Below are 25355 nucleotides of genomic sequence, written 5' to 3'. Positions count from 1 at the left end.
TGAATGGTTATCTATACGAGGATTATATGCCCGATACCGAAATAGCGAAACAGGCGATTGCGTCCGGCCCGGTGGTGCGTCCGGTGAGCGTCCTGCTGATCTACCCCAGCACGACCGATGTGGCTCTGGCGAACCTGGGTTTTCAGCGCGTGTATGGTCTGCTCAACCGCCTGAACGGCGTGGTGTGTGACCGCTACAGCCTGCCTGACGACTGGACGCCGATGACGCAGGCGTTGAAACCGGAAGCCACGCGTTCGCACGATGCGGGGCGCATGCCCATGGACTTCGACCTGATCGCGTTTTCGATTTCGTTCGAGCCGGATTACCTGAACGCGGTGGCGATCCTCGATTACTTCGGCATCCCGCTCGACCGCCGTGAGCGCGGCTCGAAGTACCCCCTCATCGTTGCGGGCGGATCGGCCCTGTTCATCAACCCGGAACCGCTTGCGGACATTTTCGATGCCGGGTTCATCGGCGAAGCCGAGGGCATGATCGAGCCGTTCTTCAATCTCTACACGCAGACCGACTGGCGCGACCCGCGCGAACTGTTGGAGGAAGCCGCCCGCCTGCCGGGCATTTACGTGCCGCAGTTCTACACGCCGCAGTACACGGATGGCGTGCAGACGGCGCTCATACCGGAGCCGGGCGTGCCGGAGCGCATTCCGCGCCACTGGGTGGCGGAGGGCGATCCCGCGTTGTGCACGCATTCGGAGTTGCACGGCGAGACCACGGCGTTCCGCGACATGGCATTGATGGAAGTGACGCGCGGGTGCATCTGGGCGTGCCGCTTCTGCACTGCGGGGTTCATCTACCGGCCGCCGCGCGAACCGGATCTCGACCAGACTTACGAATCGCTGGAACGCGCTCTGGCGGCGCAGAACCAGAACGCCTCGACCATCGGCCTGGTGGGGCCGTCGGTGACGGATCACCCGCAACTGCTGTTGCTGGCGCGGCGCATCGTGGCCGAAGGCAAGATGCTGTCGTTTTCGTCGCTCCGCATGGAAACGCTCACCGATGAGCTGGTGGATTTGATTTTGCAGAGCGGTCAGAAAACGGTGACCGTCGCGGTGGACGCGCCTTCCGAACGCATGCGCGACGTCATCAACAAGTCCGCGTCCGACGATTTCGTCATCGACAAATGCCGCTTCCTGACGAGGAAAGGCGTTCTGCATCTCAAAATTTATTCCATCATCGGCCTGCCCGCAGAAGAAGACGAAGACATCGACCGGTTCATTGAACTCGTGAAAAACGTACAGAAAGTGTACGTGGAGGAATGCAGCCGCCGTGGCAACATCGGAACGGTGACCATCGGCGTCAGTCCCCTGGTGCCGAAACCGGGCACGCCGTTCCAGTGGCACCCGATGGAAGCCGTGTCCTCGCTCAAAAAGAAATTCCAGAAACTGCGCAAGGTGCTGGGGCCGCTGCCCAACCTGCACCTCAGTTTCGGTTCGCCCAATGAGGCGTACCTGCAAACCTACCTGTCGCGCGGCGACCGGCGGGCGTTGAGTTTCTTCGAAGCTTTTCTGCAAAACGGCCGCGACGAGAAACGCGCGTTGCAGGGCGCGGTGCCGCACCCGGACCAGTTCACCTACCGCCAATACCAGAAAGACGATTTTCTGCCGTGGGACATTGTGGACCACGGGTACTTTCCCAAGTTCCTGTGGCAGGACTACCAGCGCGGCCTGCGCGCCAAGCACACGCCGGTGTGTGATACGGCCACCTGCAAAATCTGCGGCATCTGTTGAGGGTTCCCATGCAGGAGGCCGGCCCGGACTGGAACAGGATGGAGAAACTGCCGCCGGGGTGCGGATTCTTCGACATCAATGAGCTCTGGTACTTTCCCAACCGCTGGGCGGTGAAAGCGCTGTATCCCCTTCCTGTCACCGCCAACCACATCACCATGCTGGCCCTGGTATCCGGCCTGCTCTCCGCCGCGTTTTATTTTTCCGAAAGCGAGCACGCGCTCATCTGGGGCGCGGTGTTTCTTTATGGAAAGCTGTTCTGCGACAACGTGGACGGGAACCTCGCGCGCCTGCGCGGGGAGGAGTCCCGGCTGGGACGCTTTCTCGATTCGTTTTCCGATTTCGTGGTGACGGTGCTGGTGTATGCGGGCATCACCTGGCAGGTGGCAAGGACAGCCGAGCACCCCGGCTGGATCTGGACGCTGGGTCTGCTTGCTCTCGTCAGCGCGCTGCTCCACTGCAGTTACTGGGTGTACTACTACGTGAGTTATACCGACCTCGTTGGCAGTTATGAAAAAAACCGCACCGACGAATCCATCACCGAAGAAGAACGCCGTAATTATGAAAAGGAAGAACGCGGCGTGTTGTTATACAGCCTGCAACGTTTCCACATTGCCGCTTACGGGTGGCAGGATGCATTGATAAAAACCCTCGATCAAACCAGCCGCAAATTCGCCCGGGTTCCCGACGGTCAGAAAGGGGATGAACGGTGGTACGGCGACGCCTATTTTCTAGTAGGAATGGGGCCTATGTGCATATGTACAAATACCATGGCGCTAATAGGATTTTCGCTGATTGACCAACTGTCTCTGTTCCTTCATCTTGTACTGTACTTGGGAAACGCTTATTGGGTGGGGTTGCATGTCTGGAAAATTCTACGTTTCAAAACCTCTGATACGGGATAAGCCGCAAGGGGCAGGGGGTTGCGGGGTAATACCCTTTTTTTGGGTAGCTCGCATTCGAAACATTTTCCTGCTGTTTCTTTTATGCTCCACCCTGGCGTGCACCTACCGCGAACCGGAAGTGTATGCGGACATTGAGAACGTGCGTGCCAAGCCCGGCACCCATCTCATGGCCGTGGCGGTCAAATACCTGAAGTGGCAATGGCCGAACGGACTGATCGGTTTTCCCAATCCCGGAGTTCCCAAGGTACTGAAACAGGAAGCCCGCATTTACCTGGTCGATGCGCACCATCCGGACGATCTGACCAAGATCACAGTTTCCTTTGATCCCAGGAAGTACTCCAACGTCGCACCCCTGATTCTCGGTTGGGAGGAAGATGTGCTGTATTTCGGGGTTTTCGATCCCACCGTGAACGCTAAAGAGAACTCACCCATTCAATACTACAAATGGAGTAATGAGCAGGGTCTCCAGGAAATTGCAACGGTGCCTATGCAACTCGCCTACCAACCCAATATTGGCCCCATCCCGGATGGTGTGTTTGTGCGTTACAGCAAGGGACACGACACTGTGGACGTGCAAACGGAGCGGCATCCGGATTGGATCCGCAACGCTTTTCAGGTGGACCCCGTCACCGGGGAACTGCAACCCCGAGAAGGCTGACCCCCACTGGTTCCAAAATAATTACCCTGCCGTTGGTTTTTAACGCCAACGTGTGAGGTGGTTTTTCGTTGCGAGAGTGTGCCCACCCGCGGGATTGATTCCAAAATGTTGTGGATGGAGGAAGGGGGTGAATTGAATCCTGAAGGAGCTTTTTAAATGGGGGAGGGTGAAGAAAAATTGAAACAGAAAAGGGAGGGCCCGTGGCCTCGAAGGGGGAGAGGCCACGGGCACCACAGGCCTATGGAACTTGAGAATCGGTCTTGACTCGGCCTGTGTGGAATAATGTGACTTCCGGAGTTTCCGAATTCCAGCTCTGGGTTTTCACAGTACCCCGAAACTCAGGGTTGCTGTTGTTCCAGTTGCTGATGCAGAATTTTCCGCCTTTCGGGCACTTCCGGTAGGAACAACCTTCATCAACTTCTCCGTCTCCGTCGTTGTCAATGCGGTCGCAGATTTCAGGCGCTCCCGGATAGGAGCTGGCGTTCCTGTCATTGAAATCCGCAGTGACGGCATATCCGTCGCCATCCAGGTCCGGACAGATTTCAACGCTGCCCAGCAGGGTTTTCTGCGATGGCCGAACTTCGACGGTATTCAACGAGCGAAAGGTCCGTCCATTGCGCTCGAAGACGAGGTTATGAGTACCCTCAGGGACGAATAACAGCGTGAATGTACCGTCGTGGGGGAGTTTTGTAGATACCGATACACCAGGAATATGAACAATCGTCCCTTGAGGGTTGAATTTACCTGAACAACTGACCACCTTGCCTTCAATCTGACCCGAGTTGCTGTGGTTGCTCATTGCGGTGAACTCCACAGACACTTCGGAAGCGGCGGCCGGTCCTGCCAAAAAACCAAGCAGGGCAACAGTCATTAAAATGTTTTTAATTTTTTTATCCATGGGATTTTCCCTCCTGAGAAGAGAAAATGATTTTCTGCTTCTGCTTGTGATTTTCTATTGTTTTAAACGTGCGCCAACTCTGTTGTACCTAAGATAGAATGACCGGCCTTTAGTTGGTATCGTTCTGATAAGGATTTTGAGGTTTGATGTCTTGCGACCCCGTGTCGTAGAACTATGACAGCAAACCGAGGGGAGGTTGGAAGCTATTGGAAATAAAGGGGGATGGATTCTATATGAGTTTGTTTTTGATGGCGTAGTGGATGAGTTCGGCGTTTGATTTCATTTCCATTTTTTCAAGGATGCGGTGCCGGTGCGTACTGACAGTGGTGATGCCAACGGACAGCTCGTCCGCGATTTCCTTGAGTTTTTTTCCTGCCGCAATCATGCAGAAAATCTGGAATTCGCGGTCGGAAAGGCGCTGGTGGGGCTGTTCCTCCACGTGCTGACCCATTTCCTGAATCATTTTTTCCGCCAGTTCCGGGCTCACGTATTTTTTTCCCGTATGCACTTTGCGGATCGCTTCCACCATTTGTGCCGGCGCGCTTCCTTTGTTGAGGTAGCCGGAGGCCCCCGCGCGGATGAAACGCATTCCGTAATGTTCCTCAGGGAAAATGCTCAAGATGAGTATCGGCAGTTTGGGTGCCAGTGCTTTGAGCTCCACCATCACGTCCCATCCGGTTTTCTCCGGCATCTCGATGTCCATCAACACCACATCGGGCCCGAGCTTTTTGACGAGATCGATCACCTCCTGCCCGGTGGCCGCCTGGCCGATGATTTCGATATCAGGCGTTTTGGAGATGACTTTTTCAATGCCGTGCCGCACGATTTCATGATCGTCGGCGACGATGACGGAGATTTTTGAATTCTGTTGACGGGTCATTTGCTGTTTGCCGGAAGTTTGACGGTGACGGTGGTTCCTTTGCCAGGAACTCCGTGAAAGCGAACCTTGCCCTGCCACACCAGAGCGCGTTCACGGATACCCAGAAGTCCCAAAGACTGCGGCCGGTGGATCTGGTGTTTGCGGATACCGATGCCGTTGTCCTGCACTTCCATCACAACCTGACGGTTTTCCTGTTTCAGGCTGACGGACACCCGGCTGGCCTGAGCATGGCGCACGATGTTGGTCAGTGTTTCCTGGAAAATACGGAACAGGGCAATGCTCCGTTCCGCATCCAGCTTGACGTGTTGGTCAATGCCTTGCAAGTCAAATTCGATGTTCGTGCGTTTTTGTATTTCCTGGGTCTGCCATTTCATGGCTTCCGGCAGACCGAATACATCCAGGAGACGGGGCCGCAGTTCTGTGCTGATACGCTGGACCGCAGCGATGGTCTGGTCGATCAGCCGCGTCATGGTGTCGGAGGATTGCTTGTGCTCCGGGTTGTCCGGATCGAGTTCGTCCTGCAGGCAGGTGATCTCCATCTTGAGGGCGGTCAGTGCCTGTCCCAGTTCGTCGTGCACCGCGCGCGCGATGCGGGTCTGTTCCTCTTCACGTATGGCCTGCAAACGGTGGGTCAGCTGCCGCAATTGTTCACGCGAGTGGGTGATCTCTTCCACCATCGGGTTGCTGAGCCGCCAGAACAACACGATGCTGGCACCGATGACGCCCGCCCCCACGGTCACGGCCAGCAGCCCGGTTTTGTAAAAAGGTTCGCGAATCTCCGCAAGGTCGATTTTCGCCACCAGGGCCAGGCCGAGGTGTTCGATGGGTTCGTAGGCGGCGAGGGTGGTCACGTTGCGGTAGTCGGGGCCGACCATGAACCCCGCCTGACCCTGGAGTGCTCGGCGAATCGGTTCTCCCCGCGGCGAATCAAAGGGAATCGAATCCGGAATCATCAGGCTGGAATGGCGGTGGCTGAGCAGGAACTTGATCTGGTCACCCACCCGCTTGGCAAGAATGAACTCGCCGGTGTCGCCAAATCCCTTGAATTGCTTGTGCGCTTCGATGAACTGGCTGAGTGTCGCCGCCTCGGTACCTTCCGGGTAGTTGTGGCTGTACACGCTGTCGAAACGGGCCACCGCTTCCATTAACCGCGCCTGGCTCTGTGCGGTTTCGGTGAGACGGGCCTTTTCCTCTTCGAACGCGGTGCGATACAGCAGAAATATGGCGAGGAACACCACAACAAAGGCCGCGCCTGTCATGATCAGTATCAATACCAGCCGTTGTCTCTGGGTGTCGCGCATTCCAACGTCCTTCCCATGACGGGCGCGCTGGAGGAGGGATTGCCGCCGCATCGCCCGTCGAAGAGAATTGTATCACGGCAATCCAAAGAAGGAACTGCAACGAGGAAGGAAGGGGACAAAAAGAAAACCGCTGAATGGTCGCCCCATGTCCTGTTCGTCTGACCTTGTTTGGTTGAGACTTATGTGAATTGGGTCAGGCTATTCCATTTGCGCCCCGGAACTCTCAAGACAACGCCCCGGCATCGCATATTTGCTCCCGCCCACGGCGGGTCAGTTCATGCGGACGTCCCAGTTGACTTTGGAGAAGCTTCGCGAGCGTTGCACGATTTCCAGCTTCAGGTTGATCTGGGTTTTAATCAGGTCGAGACGTTTGCGCACGTCCAGTTCTTCGAGGAAGGCCTGTTTCTGGTCGAGAGCGGAATCGAACATGTAAGCAACGCGGTCCACCGCCTCACCCAGCGTCTGGCAGTGGGTGAGGTCCAGTTCCACCTTGTGCGCGTTCTTGCGTGGCAGGTGTTCGATGAATTTCCGGTAAAGGGCGGTGAGTTCGTCCAGTTGTGGCGGCGTTTTATCCAGGGGAACATCGTTGGTGCAGGCCAGCGGCTCCACCTCGGCCTCGCGGTACAGGTTGTCTCCCACCTCGCTCACGATTCGGAAACGGGAGCGGCCATTGAGCACGATGTCGTAACGGCCGTCGTCGTACTGAAACCATTTTTCCAGGTTGCCCATGCACCCGACCTGCTTGATGGTCGGCCGGGCAAAATACTCCTCTTCATATCCAGGTTCCAGCAGCACCATGCCGATCCACTGGCCGTTGTCGATGGAGTTCTGGATCATTTCGCGGTACCGGGGCTCAAAGATGTGGAGCGGCAGGTACGTTTTTGGATAGAACACCGAAGTCGGAAGAGGGAACAGGGAAATGCGTTTGGGCGCCGTGTCGCCGGAATGGGAATCGGTCATGAATTACCTTCAGTCTTCCATCAGGTCCGCGTTGTGGGTTTCCAGCGCATCGATGCGCGAGATCTGGATGTTGTATTCGATGGAGGAAGTCACACCGGTACCGCGGTAGGTGCCGCTGGTGGGGGCGGTGAGGGAAGACTTGCAGGCCGAGGCCATGGCCACGTGCCGGTCCGCCACCGCCAGGCCGTGAGTGGGATCGTACCCGCGCCAGCCGCCGCCGGGCAGGTACACCTCCGCCCATGCATGCAGTTCGTGCTGGTCGAATCCGTCGTCGTCGCCGAAAAAGTAACCGCTGGTGAACCGTGTGGCCATCCCCAGCACGCGGCAGACGTCCATGAACAGAACGGTCAAATCCCGGCATGCGCCCTCCCGCGTTTTCAGCAGGTCCGACGGATGCAGCGGCTCACCCTGTTCGCGCAGGACGCGATTAAAATTTTCATTGAGGTACTGGTTGAGGCCTGTGAGAAAGGAAGTCGTGTTGGTGCCGAACTCCTTAAGAAGGACATTGGCAAATTCGTGCACATCATCGCTGGAATACTCCCGCGTGATATACGGATCGAGCGCATTGCCGTAGCTGGCATCGTACTTTATCGGCAGGCTCAACGCCTGGCTGTCGTTGATGATGAAATTGAATGGGTTTTCCTGCGCTGTCTCCACCTGCGACACCGCCTTGATCGACAGCCGGTCCAGCAGGCCCGTGGACCAGATAGACGCCACCGAGTTGCCCTCCAGGTCCACCGATTCCGTCATGCCATTGGGCGCGGGTTCGATATCCAGGGAATGTTTGTGGAGCGTCTGCCAGCAGTCGGAACGCGGGCGCAGTCGGATGGTCATCGGCTCGATGAACGCACGGTCGGAATAAATATAACGAATGGCGTGCTCGATACGAAACAGCATAAGGAAAACCTCCGGAAAGTCAGGAAGGCGAAGAAGGTTGGTTGAACAGCGCTTCCACCCAGTCTGAGGGAAGGGCCTGGAGCGAGCGTTGGATCTGGTTCTTCCACCATTGAGATACCTGGCGAAGGTCCCGTTCCTTGTAACTGTACTCCAGCATGGTTTTGGTCTCCGCCTGGTAAACCACCACGTCCAAAGGAAAGCCGACGTCCGTGGCGCTCTGCCGGGTGGCATCGAACGCCAGCGCGCCGATCTTGAGGGCCATTTTGAGATCGGTGTCGTAACGGAGCGCCCGGTCGCAGATAGGCTTGCCGTACGCTGAATTGCCGATGATATGATAGGGAGTCCCCTGCCCGATTTCAACCCAATTGGCTTGCGGGTAAATCATGTAAAGTTTGGGTTCCGCGTCCTTTTCCAGTTGCCCCCCCACCAGCGCGTGCAGATTGAAGGCGAGACTGCTTTCCTCCAGCGCTTTCTTGTCCTCGTCCGACACTTTCCGCACCTGCGAGGCCAGCCGGTTGACCGCCTTGTACAGCTTGTCGAAATTTTCCTGTTCCTCCTCCAGCACCTCGTCGAAATAGGTGATGACCTTGTCGCGTGCCGAGCGCAGGCCGGAGGACATGACGAACATGGGTTTCCCGCCGGGGCGGTGGATGGACAGCTTGCGCGCGCGGATCTGTTCGGTGCCGGAAGTCAGGCGTGAGTCGGCGATGCCCACCAGCCCCTCGGCGACCTTGATTCCGATGCAGAAAGTCATGCCTGTCGCGCTCCTCTTTCGAATTGTGGGGGGTCCAGCGAGAAAAACGTGCGGCCGATTTCCTGCGTGATCTGGACGAGGTCCGCCTGGAAATCGTCCAGGTATTCGTGCAGGCCGTGGGAGAAAATTTCCGCGACGGTGGTGTAATTGATACGGGAGCGAAGACGGCCGAGTGTCTGTTCCGCGTTGTTGCGGTAAGTGCCGGGCGGCGAACCGGTGATCTTCGACAGCGCCTCTTCGGTTTCGTTGAGGCAGAAATGAATCGAGCGGGGAAATTCCCGGTTAAGAATCAAAAAGTCCACGACGTTATCCGGTGAAATGTGTTTGTACTGTTTCCGGTACATTTCGAGGCCGCTGGTCGATTTGAGCAGGACCGCCCACTGGGTGTCGTCCACGGGCGTTCCAATATACTCCAGCTTGGGAAGCAGGATGAAATATTTCACGTCCAGGATGCGGGAGGTTTTGTCGGCGCGCTCCAGCATGCCCCCCAGGTGCGCGAAATTCCAAGCCTCCCCGTGCGTCATGGTCGAGTCCATGACACCGTTGAACAGGTGGCTTGCGGTCTTCACTTCGTAAAAGAAATCGAAAGGATTGGACAGCGCGTTGCCGTTGGATTCCTCCATGCGCACCAGCAGGTAAAACTGGTTGATCTGTTCCCACATCTCGGACGAGATGACTTCGCGGATACTGCGCGCGTTCTCGCGCGCGGCGGTGACGCAGGAGATGATGGAGTTCGGGTAGTTGCGGTCGAAGGTATGGAACCGCATCACGTTTTCGCGCGTGGGCTCGCCGTAGGTTTCGTAAAAATATTCCTCGTCGCCGGTGATGTTGATCAGCGGTTTCCAGTGATTGTTCTGGTTCTGAAACAGGGGCAGGTCGAGGATCATCTGCAGGTTGACGTCGATGAACCGCGCGACGTTCTCGGCGCGTTCGAGGTATGTGCTCATCCAGTATAAGGAATCGGCGACGCGGCTCAGCATGGGGTCACTCTATAAAATGCAAATGAGGTTTCATTTCTCATCACTTCATCCATTCTCCGAATCGTACAGCACCCAGGTGTCCTTGCTGCCTCCGCCCTGAGACGAATTGACGACAAGCGAGTTTTTCTTGAGCGCCACGCGCGTCAGCCCGCCGGGAATGACCTGGATTTCCTCGCCGTACAGCACGAACGGTCGCAGGTCCACGTGGCGGCCCTCGTAGCGGTTCTTCACCAGGATCGGCGCGCGCGACAGCTGGATCACCGGCTGGCCGATGTAGTTCCGCGGATTGGCCTTGATCTTGTCCTCGAACAGCTTTCGCTCCCGGTAGGTCGAGGCCGGGCCGATGAGCATGCCGTAGCCGCCGGAAGCGTTGGTTTCCTTCACCACCATGTTTTTCAGGTTGTCGATGATGTGACTGCGCTCCACCGGGTTTTCCGCCAGGTAGGTCGGCACGTTGGGCAGAATACAGTCCTCGTTCATGTAGTAGCGGATGATCTGCGGCACGTAGTTGTACACCGCCTTGTCGTCCGCCACCCCCGTTCCCGGTGCATTGATCAACGCCACGTGGCCTTTCATGTAGGCTTCCATGAGGCCGGGGCAGCCGAGCAGGGAATCGGAGCGGAACACCTTCGGGTCCAGGAAGTCGTCGTCGATGCGGCGGTAGATGGCATCGACGCGCTGGAACCCACGCGTCGTTTTCATGTAGACGAAATCGTCGGAGACGACGAGGTCGCTTCCCTGCACCAGTTCGATGCCCATCTGCCGGGCCAGGAACGAATGCTCGAAGTACGCTGAGTTGTGGACCCCCGGCGTCAGGATGACGCGGCAGGGATCGCGCACCGATTCGGGGACGAGGTGATCCATCACCTGCAGCAGCAGATTCGGATACGCATCCACCGGGCGCACGCGCATGGCGCTGAAGATGCCGGGAAACGTTTGCTTGAGTACCTGCCGGTTGCCGAGCACATAGGAAACGCCGGATGGGCAACGCAGGTTGTCTTCCAGAACGTAGAACTGGCCGTCCCTGTCGCGCACCAGGTCGGTCCCGGTGATGTGCGCCCAGATGCCTTTCGGCGGACGCAGGCCGATGCACTCCTTACGGTACGGTTCCGAGGAAAGCACCAAATCTTTCGGCACCACGCCGTCCTTTAATATTTTCTGGTCGGAATAGATGTCCTTGATGAATTCATTGAGGGCGAAGATGCGTTGCTTGACCCCCCGCTCGATGTAGTCCCAGTCTTTCGCGCTGATGGTTCGCGGGATGATGTCGAACGGAAAGATTTTTTCCACGCCCTGTTCGGCACCGTACACGTTGAAGGTGATGCCGAGGTTGAGCAGGATGGTTTCCGCGGCGCGCTGTCGGCGCTGCAGATCGCCTTTTTCCAGGTTGTGGAGGAGGTCGACCAGCGATTCCACGCCCGGCCGGGCGCGGCCCGGGCCCTCGAAGATTTCGTCGTAAAAATGGCCGGGGTCGTAGTCTTTGAAATTCATAGAAGTAGTGTAATAGTAACACAGGGTTCACGACTTTAAAATGCGGTTCGGAAGGGGAAAAAGCTGATTCCAGGCCAAATGGGCCCCTTACGGAATCCATTTTGAACCCTTCGGGCAATCCGGGCATCTTTATAAATGATAGTCGCAATCGGTTCATCATTCATCAACCATCTATCAGAAATCATGATCGCAGGTCCCTCAGCCCAATGCACCGACATTGAAAACGCCCTGGTGGCCTCCGGAGTGTATTCCCCGAAATCGGACGACCCGGCCAACACCTGGCGCATCTCGCCGCAACCGTTTTACCTTCCGGCGAAGGACGTCGCCTTTTTTGAAAACCTGGGCGGGCACCTGCTCACGTTTTACACCGCCCTCAACCGCCTCTACTTGGACAGCGCGAAGGGCAAGATGCCCGCATGGATCGCCGAATACCTGGACGCCGGCAAGCCTTCGGAGCTGACCGACCTCGCCCGCATGAACCGCTTCAAGGGAAAGTTGCCCGGCATCCTCCGCCCTGACGTCATGGCGCTCGATGACGGTTTTGCCATAACCGAGCTCGACTCCGTGCCCGGCGGTTTCGGCGTCACCACGCGGTTGATGACGCTGTACGGTGGGGAGGATATTGTCGGTACGAAGGCGGGAGGGATCCCGGAACTGTTCTACCGCATGCTGGAGTCGGTGGCGGGAGTGGAGGGATGCACCGCCGCGATCGTCGTTTCCGACGAGGCGGCGGATTACCTGAACGAGATGCAGTACCTGGGGCGCGTGCTGAAAGAGGCGGGACGGCCGGTCTATGTCGTCCATCCGCGCGACCTGCTGTTTAAGGAAGACGGACTCTACGTGCAGGATGGAGAGCGGGAGGTCGCGCTCGATGTGATTTACCGCTTCTTCGAGCTGTTCGACCTGAAGAACATCCCGAAGGCCGAACTGGTGGCTTACGCGGTGAAGAAGGGGCGGGTGAAGGCGACCCCGCCCTACAAGCCGCATCTGGAGGAGAAGCTGAGTTTTGCCCTGTTTCATCATCCGGCGCTCGCCACGTGGTGGGAAAAAGCGCTGGGGGATGAAACTTTTAACCTCCTGAACCATCTAATTCCAAGTACCTGGGTTCTGGATTCACGGCCCCTGCCGCCCCACGGAGTCATTCCCGGCCTTTCGGTGCGTGGTGATAACGTCAATGACTGGAAGATGTTATACGACCTCACCCAGAAGGAGCGGGAGCTGGTCATCAAGCCTTCCGGCTTCAGTCCGGATGCCTGGGGGAGCCGCGGTGTGGTGGTGGGGCACGATGTTCCCGCCGAACAGTGGCAGGAATCGTTGCAGTCCGCATTGAACGCGTTTCCTGAACAACCGCACATCCTGCAGGCGTTTCACAAGGGAAAGCGGTTCCGCCAACCCTTCTGGAACCACGGGGCGCAGACCGTCGAAACGATGGAATGCCGGGTGCGGTTGACGCCGTATTATTTCGTGACCGGGGAGGAGGCGCCTCTGGGCGGCATCCTCGCCACCCTGTGTCCGCAGGACAAAAAGAAAATTCATGGCATGGTGGATGCGGTCATGGTACCATGCGCCGCCGGAAAGTGAAGAAAAGTGAAAATGATTAAATTTTATAGTGTTTACGGTTGCGGTTACTGCACCATGGTGCAATCCGCACTCGAGCAGTTGGACCTCGATTACGAAACCATCATGGTCCCCGCGCCGCACCACCAGCGGCAGGAAGTCAAGGAACTGACCGGCCAGACCTTCGTTCCCGTTCTCGTCGATGGCGACGTCATCCTGCATGACGAGTACGAAATCATCCGATACCTGAAATCCACGTACTCCAACAACTCCAACTGAAATCGGAAAAGGTAGCCATGCAATCCTGGCAAAGGCAATTGAGTGACAGCGTCGTCAAGGTGGAGGATCTTCCTTTCGTCTCCGGCGATGAACAGTACCGGGAAAAACTGAAGAAGGTTGCGGAAATCTTCCCCATCCGCATCAACTCCTATTTCCTGAAACAGGTGAAAAGCGAACACGACCCGCTCTGGAAACAGGTGGTGCCCACCGCCGATGAGCTGGACGACCTGCTGAGCTCCGAAGAGGGCCTGGACTCGGATCCCCTGAACGAGGAAAAGGACATGCCCGTGCCGGAACTGGTGCATCGCTACCCGGACCGGGTCCTGCTGATGCTCAACAACCAGTGCCCCATCATCTGCCGCTTCTGCACGCGCAAACGAAAGATCGGGTTTCCCGGCATCGTCACCCGCGAAACGCTTCGCCAGGGCATCGAGTACATCGCCCAGCACCCGGAAATCCGCGATGTCATCATGTCCGGCGGCGACCCCCTGCTGGTTCCCGACAAGGAACTGGAACGCATTCTCAAAGCCCTGCGCGAAATACCGCATCTGGAAATCATCCGCATCGGCACACGCGTGCCCGGCACGTTGCCCGACCGCATCACGCCGGAGCTGTGCGAGATCCTGAAAAAATACCATCCCCTCTACGCCAACCTGCACTTCAACCACCCGGACGAGATCACGCCGGAAGTGGAAGTGGCGTGCAACCGGCTGGCCGACGCGGGCCTGCCGCTCGGCGCGCAGACCGTCCTGCTGAAAGGCGTCAACGACACGGTGGAGGTGATGAAGGAACTCGTGACGAAACTCCTGCGCATCCGCGTGAAACCGTATTACCTCTACCAGGCCGACATGACCGTCGGCACCGACCACTTCCGCACCTCGGTGGAAAAAGGGCTGGAGATCATCCGCGGCCTGCAGGGCCACACCTCCGGCATGGCGGTGCCTTACTTCGTGATCGACACGCCGGGAGGCGGCGGCAAGGTGCGCCTGCTTCCGGATTCCATCGTCGAGTTCACCGACAAAGAGGTGGTGGTTCGGAATTTCGAAGGCAAGACCTTCCGCTATCCGCAACCGGTGGAAAAACAGCCGAAACGCAAAACCCCGCAACCGGAGCAACCGGCCCCTTCCAGCAAATTATGCGAACTGGCCTGAAACGGCTCACTTTAAATCCCTCAAACTCCTTTTCATTCAGCACAATGCCCTTATACTGTCTGTAAGGCCCTTGTGACCCGCCCGCAGGGTTTCCGGGCTTTCGTGAACCTCAAATTTCCGGGGAATCATGAGGCGACGGAACGCACCTCAACCGAACGGTTTTCATAACGAACACGGATTCACCCTGCTGGAAGCGATCATGGTGATCATCCTGGTGGGAGTGCTGGGGGCCATGTTTCTGCCCCGGCTTTCGTCGGATGCCATCCCCCTGAACAGCGCCACCAGCATGGTGGCGGCGGACCTCAAGTTCGCGCAGGAGCTCGCCATGGCACGCAACCCGGCGGCCGGCAGTCCCATCGGCATCACCTTTACCGGCGGCTCGTCCACCTATACGCTGACCGATCCGGTCGGGGCGTTCACCGCCAACCGCACGTTTCCCGGCGGCGTCACCATCACCTCAGGCGGCACCATCAACTTCAACAAGTACGGCGAGCCCCAGACCATCAGCAGCATCACGCTGACGGCGCCCGACGGCTCCAACAACTCCATCACCGTGGAAGCGTTCTCCGGGAGGGTGATCATCTCATGATGCATCGAATCCATAAAATACGGCCGGCAAGACTCGGTTCCGAAGGGGGCTTCACCCTGATGGAGATCATCATCGCCATCCTCATCGTGGCCATCGCCGTGCCGTCAATCATGATCGCGTTCTCGTCCCTGAAAGGTTCTGTCATTCCGGAGTACACCATCGAGGCGGCGGAGCTGGCGCAGTTGCAGATGGAGGCGATATCGGAGAAAACCCGCACGCAGATTCCGGCGGCGGGCAGCTACACCTGCGCGGCGTTCCAGGCGACCGTCACCGAGGTGCAGTGCGCGGTTGCCGGGTTCGGCGCCTACACGTTTGCCTGGGTGGTGGCGGATGTCGATGCCAACGATCCCGACACCTCCAATCCCGGTGCGACCTTCGCCAAAAAAGTCACGCTCACGGTGACGCGCGCCAACATGACCCCCGTTTCCTTTTACGCCCTGTTTGCGACGGACTGACGCCATGAACTTCCGACACACGCTTCATAACCAGCGCGGCATGACGATGGTGGAGATCATTCTCGTGATCGTGATCCTCGGCATCATGATCGCCGTGGGCGCGCAGTTCCTGTTTCAATCGGCGGAAGTGGATCAACAGCATTCGGAACGCGTGGACCGGGTGACGCGGGCGTACGTTGCCATGGAAGTGGTGGTGCGGGAGTTGCGCATCGCCGACCCCGCCTCCATCGCCATTGCCGGAAACAACTTCTCCTTTGACAAGCAGTTCGGTTACCCGCAGGACCCTGCGACAAACAACATCAATTACACCTACAGTCCCGGAGCCCAGACCCTGCAACGCAACGGAGGTGCCACCACCACCATCGCCAACAACATGACGGCCTTTTCGATCACCGACAACGGCGGCTGGTACACCATTTCCATGACCCTGAGCGGAACCGTGAGTGGAAACTTCACCCTGACCTCGGCGGTGCGGCCGCGGACGTTGAGCTGATATGCTGAATTGGAGATACAAATTCGGATCGTTGCACAACCAGCGGGGCATCGCCGCGCTGGTGATGGTTCTGCTTGGCGCGACGCTGGTGACCGCCATCGCGCTCAGTTTCCTTTCGCAGACGCAGACCAAGCAGTATGGCTCCAGCCTCGCTTCCACCGGGGTCAACGCGTTCATGACGGCGGAGTCCGGACTGCGTTACACGGAGAAATGTTTGCTCAACAACGATCCGGCGTGCCCCGCCGTGACCGCCAACACCGACTGGACCCTGTTGACGGTGGGCTTCACCAAGACCTTCGGCTCGGGAAACGGGCAGTTCGACATCACCTTCGCGCCGATCGACTCCAGCACCGTGGTCGTCACCTCCGTCGGCACCTACCGCGGCGCCCAGCAGGAAGTGTCCAAGACCATCGTCAATAATTCGGCGTGCAAGCTGGTGCCCAATGTCCTCACCACCTGCGGCAACCCGAACATCCACGGCCAGGCAACCGTGGTGGGGAACGTGGAGACCGGTTACTGCCCCGCGACCCCTCTTGTGGATCCGATCACGCTTCCTCCCAATCCTGCAGGCTGCCCGAACCTCTCGTATCCCCCGTTTCTGGGCGTGGGGTTTGCGGCTCCCTACCAGTACTGCTCCTGGACCCAGCTCTTGGGCAATGTCATCATCAACGGACCGCTCACGGTTTATATCGCTGAAAAAATGGAATTATCACTGTTTGCCCAGATCACCATCAATGGCGACGTGACCATCGTGACGGGAGACGACATCACCCTCGAGGACAATGCTTCGATCACCGTCAACGGCACCCTGACCATCCATACGGATGAGAAACTGACTTTGGTGGACCAGGCGTCGATCAATGTTCCCAGCGGGGACCCCGCCCGCGTGCTGGTCCTGGCGGGCAACCACGCTGAGTTCGAGGATGACAGCGTCTTTGTTGGCGGGGTGATCACCAACAGGGATTTTAAAGTCCGGGATGATGCTCAATTCACCGGTGCGGCCATTGCGGATGACGGCCGGCTGGATAGGAGGACGGTCACCACCCACGGTTCCACGGCCGGGGTGAACTCCCCCATGTACAACCAGTGTTTCCCCTGATTTTCCAGTAAGGAAACTTTCCCCACCGCCCTCAAAAATCGTCCCGATTTCGTGATTTTTGTAAAGTATTGAAAAAAATAGTATTAGGCGGGGCGGGGTGTTTGGGTTAAAATGGAGCATCACAGGCAGTCAGATTTCAAGTCTTTGAAACGGCTTGATTTTCCCTTTTTTTGAGGCGGCGGGATGAAATTTCCCTCTTTTCCCAAACTCACGAAGTTGCCCTCCCTTCCGATCGGCAAGTCGGCAGTGGGTCTGGACATCGGGTCGCATTCGATCAAGATCGTCGAGCTCAATGCCCGGGTGGGGGGCTGGTCCATCGGCAACTACGGTCACCAGGTGATCCCGAAATCCATTGCGGAAAGCGAAGGCAACCAGGATATGGTCGGCGAACTCATCCGCCTGCTGTGTACCCGCAACAACATCAAAAGCAATCGTGTGTTCCTGACCATCGGCAGTTACAACGTGCTGATCCGCAAACTGCAGATCCCGAAGATGCCGGAAAACGAAGTGGTGGAGGCGATCAAGTGGGACGCCCGCGAGTCCATGATGTTTTCTCCGGAAGAAGCGGTGCTGGATTACCATGTGCTGGGCGAGACCACGCAGGAGGGCCTGCCTTTCGACGAGGTGCTCGCGGTCATCGCGCCGAGGGAAGAGATGGAGAGGCTGGCCAGCATTGCCCACCATGCCGGACTCAGGGTGGAAGGCATCATGCCGCATCCGATCGCGCTGGAGGAATACGACAACGTCTGGGTGGAGGACACGCACAAGGAAGGGTACACCACCTGCTTTGTGGACATGGGGGCGCAACGCACGCGCGTGTACTTTGTGACCGGCGTCGAGATCCTGTTTTCCCGCGAGATTCCCAATGGCGGCATCAACGTCACGCAGGCGCTGGTCGGCGAATACGTGACCGAAAGCGGACGCGTGGTGTCGGTCGATGAAAAACGCGCCGAGGAGATCAAGCACCGCTACGGCCTTCCCCTGGAAGGCAGCGATGAAGAGACCCACGACCGCATTCCGGCCAGTGAGATCCGAGGCCGGGTTCTTCCGGTCATCGAACGGCAGGTGGAGGAGATCGAACGGTCCATCGAGTCGTTCATGAACTCGTACATCATGACGACGGTGGAACGGGTGGTGTTCACCGGGGGCGGGGCGGGGCTCAAGGGCCTGCTCGATCACGTTCACGAACGGCTGGACCTCACCGTGACCGCTTACAATCCCCTGGCCCAGCTGGAAGTTTCCAGCAAGCTGAAACGGGAAGGGGATGCCGAGGATTTCGGCTACAGCATGGTGGCCGCGGCCGGTTGTGCCGCGGACCAGTGCGAACACGTCAACCTGTTTCCCGAGCACCTGCGCCAGACGTTTTCCAAGCGCGTGCAGGAACTGACCCGGTTCGCGCCCGTGGCCCTGCTCGTCATTTTACTCGCCGCCATCAGTTTGTTCCTGCGTATCGACACCTATGAAAAAGAGCAATTCCTGTCGCTGGAAACGCGTCACCTGAACGAGTTGCGTCAGCGATTCGTGGCGCTGGACGTGCCGAAACGCAAACTGGAAAACCTGAAAGAGGTGAAGGACCTGTTGCAGGCCCAGCTGGACCAGTTACCCCAAAAGGAAATCACGCCGATCGACCTGCCGCAGGTGCTGAACGACATCGCCCGCCGGGTGTCCTGGAACATGGCGTTGGAGCAGGTCACTTTCAGCGAGTACGGAAAGAACGGGGAGAACGGAAAAGAGACGGAAAACGGCGGAACCGCGGAAATGGAAACGCGGGTGGTGCAGAAGGGCTGGGGTTTCCTGGTGCGGGGCACCATCTTCGGCAACCGCCGGAGGGTGCTCCAGTCGCTGGAAGAATTCTTGAAGGAACTCAAGTCCTACCCGCATTTTTCGGACGTCAAGCTGCTGGAGTCACAGGTGTCCGACAAGGACAAGTACACGCGCAAGGGGCTTGATTTCACCCTGTTCATTAAAACGGTGTCCCCCCAAAAACCCCTTCCGGAAAAAAGAATATGATATCCCTGGAACCCAACTGGTGGGACAAACTGACGAAGCGCGAATTCGCGTTCCTCGTGATCACGATGCTGATAGTGATCGGGGTCGGGTATTACCAGTTTGAGTATTCTCCCATCATGAAAAAGCGGGAACGCCTGGCGGCACGGACCCAGGAAGTCCTGAATAACCTGGAAAGCTTCAAGATGGTGCTGAACCGCTCTTCAGCGGAGAAGCTCACAAGGGAGATTCAACGGACCGAGGGGGAAATCAAAATCCTGCGCCATGAAATTTCGGACATCAAGTCCAGCATGACCGAGAATGTGGAAGATATCGTCCAGGCCCTGGGCAGGCAGGCCAAGACCCACCGGGCCGAGATGCTGCGCTTCAACTCCCATGAAACCCGGGTGGAGTTCAAGGGCGGTAATTTCCGGGCGGTGACGATGACGCTGGCGATCAAGAGCCACTACCAGGGCGTGGGCCGGTTTGTGAAATCGCTGGAGAGCATCCCTGCGGTTCTGTCGATTAAAGAGCTCCGGATTCTCCGCACGCGGGAGACGCACCCGCTGGTGGAGTCGGAATTGATCATCCAACTTCTGGTTTCGTGAGGAAGCCGTGAACCTCAAACGCATCGGGAAACGAACCGTTTTGCTGGTGGGAGCCCTTCTGGCAGCCACCCTGGCCTGGCCTCCGGCCCCGGCCTGGGCGGTGCGGGACAGCGACTCGTATCAGGGCAATCCGTTTGCCCTGCCGTCGGGGGTGTATTACAAGGCGCGAAAAGGCGAGATGGTGGAGCCGCCGCCGAAAAAGAAGGAAGAGGTCAAGGCTCCCGAACTGCCGCCGCTCACCCTGCAGGCCGTGGTGTGGGGCGGGCCCCGTCCCGTTGCGGTGATCAACAATGAGAATTTTCTGGTGGGCGACACCCTGTTCGGCCACGAAATCGTCGATATCGGCCGCGATGAAGTGGTGCTGATGGGTAATAAAAAGACCCAGACCCTGCGGCTGGAACCCGTTCCTTTAAAAGTGGAACGCACCCTTCCCTGACCCCCCGCCACCCCTTCCTGCGGGGCCGTTTTTGGCAAGTCCTTGAAAAATCATAAAAAACATTGATTTTTTGCTGGCGTACGGGCTTGTTCTGGTGTAATATTTATAGATAAATTTCAACAAATTTAAATACTTTCTGCGTGTCTTATGGCAAGGTTAAACAAACCATATTGTGCCTTTGCTGTCGCGTGGGTTTTGTGGGGCGGGGTTTCCTGCGCATCGAACCCGTACTACGATTCACCGCTTTCAAAAAACAACGCGGCGGAAATCAACCGGACTTTTGACAGCCAGGTACCGGACTCCTTCGGTCCGCAACCGGGGGGGCAGGGGCCCTCGTCTGAACTGATGATGAGCCAGCCGGAGTTTGTTTCGGAAAGCCTGGGCGAGGAAAGCATCCGGCTGGAACAGTTGCGCCGGGACGGTCCCCGATTCACCCTTTCGGCCCAGGACGCGGACATCAAGAACATCCTGCTGGCGCTGTCGAAAGGCGTCCGGCAGAACCTCGTCATCGATCCCGACATCCGCAGGAAAGTGACGGTGGACCTGAAGGACGTGACCATTTCGGAAGCGCTCGAGAACATCCTCAGCCCGCTCCATCTCGATTATAAATTCGACGGCAAGTTCATCCGCGTCTTCAAGCAGAAGATGGAGACGCGCATGTTCCGGCTCAATTACATCGTTTCCCAGCGGGCGGGGGTCAGCAACGTGCAGTCCCTGAGCGGCCAGGGCACTTCCGGCATTCAGAACAGCGTTGTGTCCGGCAACAACAATTCGGGATCGGGAGGTGGTGTGGGGGGCGGCAACAACGGCGGAGGTCAGCAGGAAATGCTGAACCGCACATTCACGCAGATGGTCACCTCCGAACGCAACGATCTGTGGCGCGAGATTTTCTTCGGCCTCAAGCGCATCGTCGAGGGCAAGATTGAAGATCCCAACCGGATGGACGAGGAGAAAATCTTTGAGGAGCAGCAAAACCGGGGACGGCAGTCGGGATCCAGCGGCCAGCAGCAGGGCGGCGGGATGCTGGGCAGCCTGCTGGGCATCAACCCGCCGGCGGCCCAGACCCAGCCGGTGAGGGACGACGAAACGGGAAGCAAGCTCCCCAGTCCCACGGATGAGGAGAAGCAATCGGACAGCTATTTCACCATCAACCGGCAGGCGGGTGTGGTCATCGTTCACCATTACCCGGATGTGTTGCTGGAGGTAGCGGAATTCCTGGAAGCGGTGGAGGGCTCCGTTCAGCGGCAGGTGTTCATCCAGGCCAAGATCCTGGAAGTGAACCTGAATGAAGAATACCGGCTGGGTGTGGACTGGAGCCAGGTGAGCCCGTTGAAGATCATCAATGACGGCGATCCCGACATTTTCCAGGGGTTGAGCCCGGGACCGGGACAGCCGTTCAATTTTGCCAATTCAGCAGGTTCCGGCAGCGCTCTGGGAACCATGGTGGCGGGTGCGGGTGGAATTTTTTACGGACTCAGCAACACCCAGATCAGCGTGCTGATCGATGCGCTCGGGCAGCAGGGCAACGTCAGCGTGCTGTCCAGCCCGAAGATCGCGACTCTCAACAACCAGCGGGCGGTGATCAAGGTCGGGACGGAGGATATTTTCTTCCTGCCCATCGTCATTCCGGCCACCACCACGCAGGCCTCGGCCACGCAGTTCGTGCCGTCGCAGATCACCATCGGCATCGTTCTGGATGTGCTGCCGCAGATCAACATGGACGGCACGGTGATCATGAGCATCAACACAAGTGTTTCGGAGCGGTCGGGAGAGCGCACTTCACCCGACGGATTGAACACGGTGCCCATTCTCGATGTGCGTGAGTCGAACAATGTGGTCATGGCCAGGAGCGGGCAGACCATCGTCATCGGCGGCCTCATGAAAAACACGCGCCAGCGGGACAACAACGAAGTTCCATTCCTCGGCAAGATTCCTCTGCTGGGAAAACTGTTCCAGTACGAAGCCAGCGTGGATGAAAAGACCGAGTTGGTAATCATCCTCACGCCGAAAGTCATGGTGGGTCAATCGATCGATGAACGTTTGAAGCAGGAATACGAACGGTTCAAGCAGTTCATGACGCCCACGCAGACCCAGGCGATGATGGAAGAATAGGGGGAAGCTGTGTATACGGTATTTTACAACTTCAAGGAAAAACCATTCAGCCTGACACCCGATCCCAGGTTCATCTTTTTCAGCGATGGTCACCAGGAAGCGCTGGACCACATGATGTACGGCATCAGCCAGCGGGAAGGATTCATGGCCATCACCGGGGGAATCGGCACCGGCAAGACGACGTTGTGCCGGGCTCTTCTGGAGAACATGGATGAAAAGGACAAGGTGGCCCTGATCCTGAATCCCATTCTTTCCTCCTCCGACCTTTTGCGGGCGCTGGTGCAGGATCTCAGTGTGCGGCCCCGTTACATGGAACATAAGCAGAACGCGCAGGAATCCGATATCTGGGTGGAGGAAAACGGCAAGAGTGACGAAAAATGGACCGTGGAGCAGGTCAAATGGCTGCGCAACGCATCCAAAAAAGAACTTCTGGATGCATTGAACGATTTCCTGCTGGACCAGTATGCGGCCGGGGGCTCGACGGTGGTCATCATCGATGAGGCGCAGAATCTTTCCCTGGATGTCCTGGAGCAGATCCGCCTGTTGTCCAACCTGGAGACGGACAAGGAAAAACTCCTGCAGATCATTTTCGTCGGCCAGTCGGAATTCGAGGAAAAACTGAACCTGCCCCAGCTCAAGCAACTCAACCAGCGAATTTCGGTTCGTTACGATCTGCGGCCCCTGACAAGTGAAGAGACCCGCACTTACGTGTATCACCGCCTGCGTGTGGCTTCCACCACGCCCCGGGTCACCTTCAGCCGCGGCGCGTTCAAGGCCATCTATTCTTATACGCAGGGTTATCCGAGGCTGATCAACCTCGTCTGCGACCGGGCCCTGCTTGCCGGCTACAACGAACGCACCAAGTGCATCGACGCAAAACACGTGCGGCAGGCGATCAAGAGCCTTCTGGGTGACGAAGACCAGCGCCCCAGTTTCGATCCGGTCATGAAACTGAGGCTTGCGGTTGCGGCGTCCATCCTGTTTTTTGTGGCGGGCGCGTTGTTTTTCGTACAGGGAGACTCCGCTTTTTCACGAACCGTGAACAACCTGAAGCATTCCATCGGTTCGGCCATCTCCATCGGAACTCCGGCGGAGGCAAAAGGGATTCCGACACTGCAGCCGAAGCTGCCTCCTGTCCAGGCGCCTGTGCAGAAACCCAAGATCACTTCGGAAAAAACGAAACCGGTGAAAGTTTTGCAGGAAGCGCCAAAGCAGGTTCTGGGTGTTGTTTCCCCCGAGAACATTATCCGGTTGCCCCTGAACTTTCCGGCACCGGTGGAGGAGGAACTGTTCCGCATCCAGATCAGCTCATGGAGCAAGCAGGCCAATGCCGCCCGGGTATTGAAGGATCTGGACAAAAAAGGGTTTGAAGGGTACATCCGGGAAAGCACTCTTTCCGGTAAACCCTGGTATGTTGTTTATATCGGGCCGTATGATACAATCAAAAAAGCCCGCGACGACATGCATCGTCTGGAAGCCGAAGGCAACGACCCGATTCTGCTTTCCTACAGTCCAAAGGGCATAGAAGGCGGCCTCTAATGAGCCTCATTGCGGACAGTCTGAAAAAAGCGCAAAAGGAACGTGACAAGGATCAATCCGCGCAAAACCGTTTGCGCGGTTCCATTTTTTCAAGTCTGTCCCCAAAGTATCAAAGGGCGTTGTCCCTTCTGGGCTGGATTCTGATTCTGGCCGGCGGGCTGATCACTGTTCTCATCCCTTCCGCAAACTACAAGGCCGAGGTCAAACCTCTCCTGCTGGCCAAACCTCCCATGCCGGGCGAAGTCCGTAAGAAAACCGGTCCGGAAACCGTTTCCACATTCCAGGATTCCCAGACCCAGACAGGTAATAACGGGTTTTCGAAATCGGAACCGGTGGCTGTTGTGGCCATGAACCCGAACGCGCCATCCCCCGAGCCTGGCGGGACGAAAACCCAGAGCGGCAAGGGAAAGAACACCCCCCCCTCCAGCAAAAATCCTGAAAAAAGCGGAACCGGAATGGCATCGGTGATTTCGACTTCCAAACAGAAACAGGCACCGGAAGAAGTTTCCGGCAAAAAGGGCATCCGGGGGACGAAAAAGCAGAAAAGCCAGGTGAGCGGGACCGGAACAAAGAAAAAAACGCGTTCGACCACGGTTCAGAAATCGATCAAGAAATCCAAGCCGAAACCGGTCCGGGCGATTCCTCCCGTTACTCCTGATAAGGAGGAAGTCGTGGCCTATGAACCCTTTGTCAAACCGGAATCCGCGCTGGAGCAGGTGGCAGCCTTGACTGAGGGGTTGAATTCGGAAGCCAGGCTGGAACCGGAAAGCAACACCCAATCCAAAAAGAAAAACCAGACCGGACCCGTTTCCGGTGAAAGCAAACTCGCGCAGGAAGTTCCCGTCACGGACCTGATAAAGGAAAATCCAAAGCCTCCTGAAATGGAGACGCAGCAGACCGATCAGCCGGAACAGGAAACGGAGACCATTGTGACGGTGACCAACGAAACTGAGCAGGTGGTGGGCGACGAATCCATTTCGGTTGTTCCCAATGAGAACGACCGCGCCACCACGGAAAAAATGAAAACCGGATTCGATCCTCGATCCCTGGATGATAAATCGCGCTATTTCAATATCGCCACATTCCACCACCGCAACAAAGATTATTTTGCGGCTCTGAAGTATTATGAAAAAGCGAAGCGGCGGGATCCCACCAACGCGCGCATTCATAACAACCGGGCTTTGATCTATAAGGAAATGGGCAAGCCCCAGCAGGCCATAGGCGAATTGCTTCAGGCGGTCCGGCTCGATTCCAACTACGGCAAAGCGTACAACAACCTGGGCCTCATCTATTACCAGATGGGTGACGGTATCAATGCCGTTCGTTATTTCGAGAAGGCGACGGAGCTTGATCCCGCAAATGTGGAAAGCATCAACAATCTTGCCATCCTCTACAAGCAGCAGCGGCATTATCGGCGCGCCGAGTTGCTTTACCGGAAGGTCATCAACCTGGAACCCCGCCACCCGGAGGGATATTACAACCTCGCCCTCCTGTATGAGGAAACGGGTCGCCTGAAGGATGCGATCGTGTACTACAACCGGTTCGTCGAACTGGCTGCCTCCACCCGGCCGGCCCTCACCATGAA

General features: G+C 57.4%; 24 protein-coding genes. 16 read left to right on the top strand and 8 right to left on the bottom strand.

Annotated features, from left to right (window positions below):
* Positions 1–26 precede the first annotated feature (26 nt).
* The 3 genes from ACTRXA_RS12695 (at position 27) to ACTRXA_RS12685 (ending at position 3305) form a co-directional block, all read left to right on the top strand.
* The gene (locus tag ACTRXA_RS12695) at positions 27–1745 is read left to right on the top strand and encodes a radical SAM protein (RefSeq protein ID WP_442427546.1); all 1719 of its coding nucleotides are present in this window, start codon (positions 27–29) and stop codon (positions 1743–1745) included.
* Between the two features lie 8 nt (positions 1746–1753).
* A complete protein-coding gene (locus ACTRXA_RS12690) occupies positions 1754–2647 on the top strand; it encodes a CDP-alcohol phosphatidyltransferase family protein (protein ID WP_442427545.1) in 894 nt (297 codons plus the stop codon).
* 118 nt (positions 2648–2765) lie between these two features.
* Complete coding sequence (locus ACTRXA_RS12685; RefSeq protein ID WP_442427544.1) at positions 2766–3305, top strand: hypothetical protein; 540 nt, start codon at positions 2766–2768, stop codon at positions 3303–3305.
* A 238-nt stretch (positions 3306–3543) separates the two neighbouring features.
* Here the strand turns inward: ACTRXA_RS12685 and ACTRXA_RS12680 are convergent, their stop codons facing one another.
* From ACTRXA_RS12680 to ACTRXA_RS12645, 8 genes are all read right to left on the bottom strand, one after another.
* Positions 3544–4203, bottom strand: coding sequence for a putative metal-binding motif-containing protein (locus ACTRXA_RS12680; RefSeq protein WP_442427543.1), 660 nt, complete (start codon positions 4201–4203; stop codon positions 3544–3546).
* Positions 4204–4432: 229 nt separating this feature from the next.
* Positions 4433–5083: a response regulator gene (locus ACTRXA_RS12675; RefSeq protein WP_442427542.1), complete on the bottom strand. Its 651-nt coding sequence runs from the start codon at positions 5081–5083 to the stop codon at positions 4433–4435.
* On the bottom strand, positions 5080–6384 hold the full coding sequence (locus ACTRXA_RS12670) for an ATP-binding protein (RefSeq protein ID WP_442427541.1): 1305 nt from the start codon (positions 6382–6384) through the stop codon (positions 5080–5082). Before ACTRXA_RS12670 ends, ACTRXA_RS12675 begins: the two co-directional genes overlap by 4 nt.
* A gap of 270 nt (positions 6385–6654) precedes the next feature.
* Positions 6655–7344, bottom strand: a complete 690-nt coding sequence (locus tag ACTRXA_RS12665; RefSeq protein WP_442427540.1) for an LON peptidase substrate-binding domain-containing protein — start codon at positions 7342–7344, stop codon at positions 6655–6657.
* Between the two features lie 9 nt (positions 7345–7353).
* Entirely contained in the window at positions 7354–8241 is an 888-nt protein-coding gene (locus ACTRXA_RS12660) for a transglutaminase family protein (protein WP_442427539.1), read from the bottom strand.
* Between the two features lie 19 nt (positions 8242–8260).
* On the bottom strand, positions 8261–8995 hold the full coding sequence (locus tag ACTRXA_RS12655) for a peptidase (RefSeq protein ID WP_442427538.1): 735 nt from the start codon (positions 8993–8995) through the stop codon (positions 8261–8263).
* Positions 8992–9975, bottom strand: coding sequence for an alpha-E domain-containing protein (locus tag ACTRXA_RS12650; RefSeq protein ID WP_442427537.1), 984 nt, complete (start codon positions 9973–9975; stop codon positions 8992–8994). The genes ACTRXA_RS12655 and ACTRXA_RS12650 overlap by 4 nt, the downstream gene beginning before the upstream one ends.
* Positions 9976–10020: 45 nt before the next feature.
* Positions 10021–11466, bottom strand: coding sequence for a circularly permuted type 2 ATP-grasp protein (locus tag ACTRXA_RS12645; protein ID WP_442427536.1), 1446 nt, complete (start codon positions 11464–11466; stop codon positions 10021–10023).
* A gap of 183 nt (positions 11467–11649) precedes the next feature.
* Here ACTRXA_RS12645 and ACTRXA_RS12640 point away from each other — a divergent pair, with 183 nt between their 5' ends.
* The 13 genes from ACTRXA_RS12640 to ACTRXA_RS12580 all read left to right on the top strand — a co-directional run.
* Positions 11650–13047 carry a hypothetical protein gene (locus ACTRXA_RS12640; protein ID WP_442427535.1) on the top strand — a complete coding sequence of 466 codons (1398 nt, stop codon included), beginning with the start codon at positions 11650–11652 and terminating at the stop codon, positions 13045–13047.
* 12 nt (positions 13048–13059) lie between these two features.
* Complete coding sequence (locus ACTRXA_RS12635; RefSeq protein ID WP_005008148.1) at positions 13060–13302, top strand: glutaredoxin family protein; 243 nt, start codon at positions 13060–13062, stop codon at positions 13300–13302.
* Positions 13303–13319: 17 nt separating this feature from the next.
* A complete protein-coding gene (locus tag ACTRXA_RS12630; protein ID WP_442427534.1) occupies positions 13320–14453 on the top strand; it encodes a KamA family radical SAM protein in 1134 nt (377 codons plus the stop codon).
* A gap of 127 nt (positions 14454–14580) precedes the next feature.
* Positions 14581–15042, top strand: a complete 462-nt coding sequence (locus tag ACTRXA_RS12625; protein ID WP_442427533.1) for a pilus assembly FimT family protein — start codon at positions 14581–14583, stop codon at positions 15040–15042.
* Positions 15039–15497 (top strand): prepilin-type N-terminal cleavage/methylation domain-containing protein, encoded by a 459-nt coding sequence (locus ACTRXA_RS12620; RefSeq protein WP_442427532.1) that lies wholly within the window; start codon positions 15039–15041, stop codon positions 15495–15497. Before ACTRXA_RS12625 ends, ACTRXA_RS12620 begins: the two co-directional genes overlap by 4 nt.
* Before the next feature lie 4 nt (positions 15498–15501).
* Positions 15502–15990, top strand: coding sequence for a prepilin-type N-terminal cleavage/methylation domain-containing protein (locus tag ACTRXA_RS12615; protein WP_442427531.1), 489 nt, complete (start codon positions 15502–15504; stop codon positions 15988–15990).
* Between the two features lies 1 nt (position 15991).
* Entirely contained in the window at positions 15992–17089 is a 1098-nt protein-coding gene (locus tag ACTRXA_RS12610) for a DUF7305 domain-containing protein (RefSeq protein ID WP_442427530.1), read from the top strand.
* Positions 17090–17272: 183 nt separating this feature from the next.
* A complete protein-coding gene (gene pilM, locus ACTRXA_RS12605; protein ID WP_442427529.1) occupies positions 17273–19099 on the top strand; it encodes a type IV pilus assembly protein PilM in 1827 nt (608 codons plus the stop codon).
* Entirely contained in the window at positions 19096–19683 is a 588-nt protein-coding gene (locus tag ACTRXA_RS12600; protein ID WP_442427528.1) for a hypothetical protein, read from the top strand. Before pilM ends, ACTRXA_RS12600 begins: the two co-directional genes overlap by 4 nt.
* A 7-nt stretch (positions 19684–19690) precedes the next feature.
* Positions 19691–20119 (top strand): hypothetical protein, encoded by a 429-nt coding sequence (locus ACTRXA_RS12595; RefSeq protein ID WP_442427527.1) that lies wholly within the window; start codon positions 19691–19693, stop codon positions 20117–20119.
* Positions 20120–20266: 147 nt separating this feature from the next.
* Positions 20267–22231, top strand: a complete 1965-nt coding sequence (locus tag ACTRXA_RS12590) for a secretin N-terminal domain-containing protein (RefSeq protein ID WP_442427526.1) — start codon at positions 20267–20269, stop codon at positions 22229–22231.
* Positions 22232–22240: 9 nt separating this feature from the next.
* Positions 22241–23770, top strand: coding sequence for an AAA family ATPase (locus tag ACTRXA_RS12585; RefSeq protein WP_442427525.1), 1530 nt, complete (start codon positions 22241–22243; stop codon positions 23768–23770).
* A partial coding sequence (locus ACTRXA_RS12580; protein WP_442427524.1) for a tetratricopeptide repeat protein occupies positions 23770–25355 on the top strand: 1586 nt, incomplete at its 3' end. The genes ACTRXA_RS12585 and ACTRXA_RS12580, both read left to right, overlap by 1 nt.

This window comes from Nitrospina sp. P1_D6 (assembly GCF_052156615.1).
Classification (GTDB): Bacteria; Nitrospinota; Nitrospinia; order Nitrospinales; family Nitrospinaceae; genus Nitrospina.
The sequence above is the reverse complement of the archived record's forward strand: the minus strand, read 5'-3'. Positions and strand labels throughout refer to the sequence as shown.

Bases quoted from the DNA above. Each gene is read 5' to 3' on its own strand.
- ACTRXA_RS12650 (WP_442427537.1), bottom strand. From the start codon at position 9,975: ATGCTGAGCCGCGTCGCCGATTCCTTATACTGGATGAGCACATACCTC.
- ACTRXA_RS12625 (WP_442427533.1), top strand. From the start codon at position 14,581: ATGAGGCGACGGAACGCACCTCAACCGAACGGTTTTCATAACGAACAC.
- ACTRXA_RS12695 (WP_442427546.1), top strand. From the start codon at position 27: ATGCCCGATACCGAAATAGCGAAACAGGCGATTGCGTCCGGCCCGGTG.
- ACTRXA_RS12610 (WP_442427530.1), top strand. From the start codon at position 15,992: ATGCTGAATTGGAGATACAAATTCGGATCGTTGCACAACCAGCGGGGC.
- ACTRXA_RS12590 (WP_442427526.1), top strand. From the start codon at position 20,267: ATGGCAAGGTTAAACAAACCATATTGTGCCTTTGCTGTCGCGTGGGTT.
- ACTRXA_RS12660 (WP_442427539.1), bottom strand. From the start codon at position 8,241: ATGCTGTTTCGTATCGAGCACGCCATTCGTTATATTTATTCCGACCGT.
- ACTRXA_RS12640 (WP_442427535.1), top strand. From the start codon at position 11,650: ATGATCGCAGGTCCCTCAGCCCAATGCACCGACATTGAAAACGCCCTG.
- ACTRXA_RS12600 (WP_442427528.1), top strand. From the start codon at position 19,096: ATGATATCCCTGGAACCCAACTGGTGGGACAAACTGACGAAGCGCGAA.
- ACTRXA_RS12635 (WP_005008148.1), top strand. From the start codon at position 13,060: ATGATTAAATTTTATAGTGTTTACGGTTGCGGTTACTGCACCATGGTG.
- ACTRXA_RS12675 (WP_442427542.1), bottom strand. From the start codon at position 5,083: ATGACCCGTCAACAGAATTCAAAAATCTCCGTCATCGTCGCCGACGAT.
- ACTRXA_RS12680 (WP_442427543.1), bottom strand. From the start codon at position 4,203: ATGGATAAAAAAATTAAAAACATTTTAATGACTGTTGCCCTGCTTGGT.
- pilM (WP_442427529.1), top strand. From the start codon at position 17,273: ATGAAATTTCCCTCTTTTCCCAAACTCACGAAGTTGCCCTCCCTTCCG.
- ACTRXA_RS12615 (WP_442427531.1), top strand. From the start codon at position 15,502: ATGAACTTCCGACACACGCTTCATAACCAGCGCGGCATGACGATGGTG.
- ACTRXA_RS12620 (WP_442427532.1), top strand. From the start codon at position 15,039: ATGATGCATCGAATCCATAAAATACGGCCGGCAAGACTCGGTTCCGAA.
- ACTRXA_RS12630 (WP_442427534.1), top strand. From the start codon at position 13,320: ATGCAATCCTGGCAAAGGCAATTGAGTGACAGCGTCGTCAAGGTGGAG.
- ACTRXA_RS12670 (WP_442427541.1), bottom strand. From the start codon at position 6,384: ATGCGCGACACCCAGAGACAACGGCTGGTATTGATACTGATCATGACA.
- ACTRXA_RS12645 (WP_442427536.1), bottom strand. From the start codon at position 11,466: ATGAATTTCAAAGACTACGACCCCGGCCATTTTTACGACGAAATCTTC.
- ACTRXA_RS12690 (WP_442427545.1), top strand. From the start codon at position 1,754: ATGCAGGAGGCCGGCCCGGACTGGAACAGGATGGAGAAACTGCCGCCG.
- ACTRXA_RS12655 (WP_442427538.1), bottom strand. From the start codon at position 8,995: ATGACTTTCTGCATCGGAATCAAGGTCGCCGAGGGGCTGGTGGGCATC.
- ACTRXA_RS12665 (WP_442427540.1), bottom strand. From the start codon at position 7,344: ATGACCGATTCCCATTCCGGCGACACGGCGCCCAAACGCATTTCCCTG.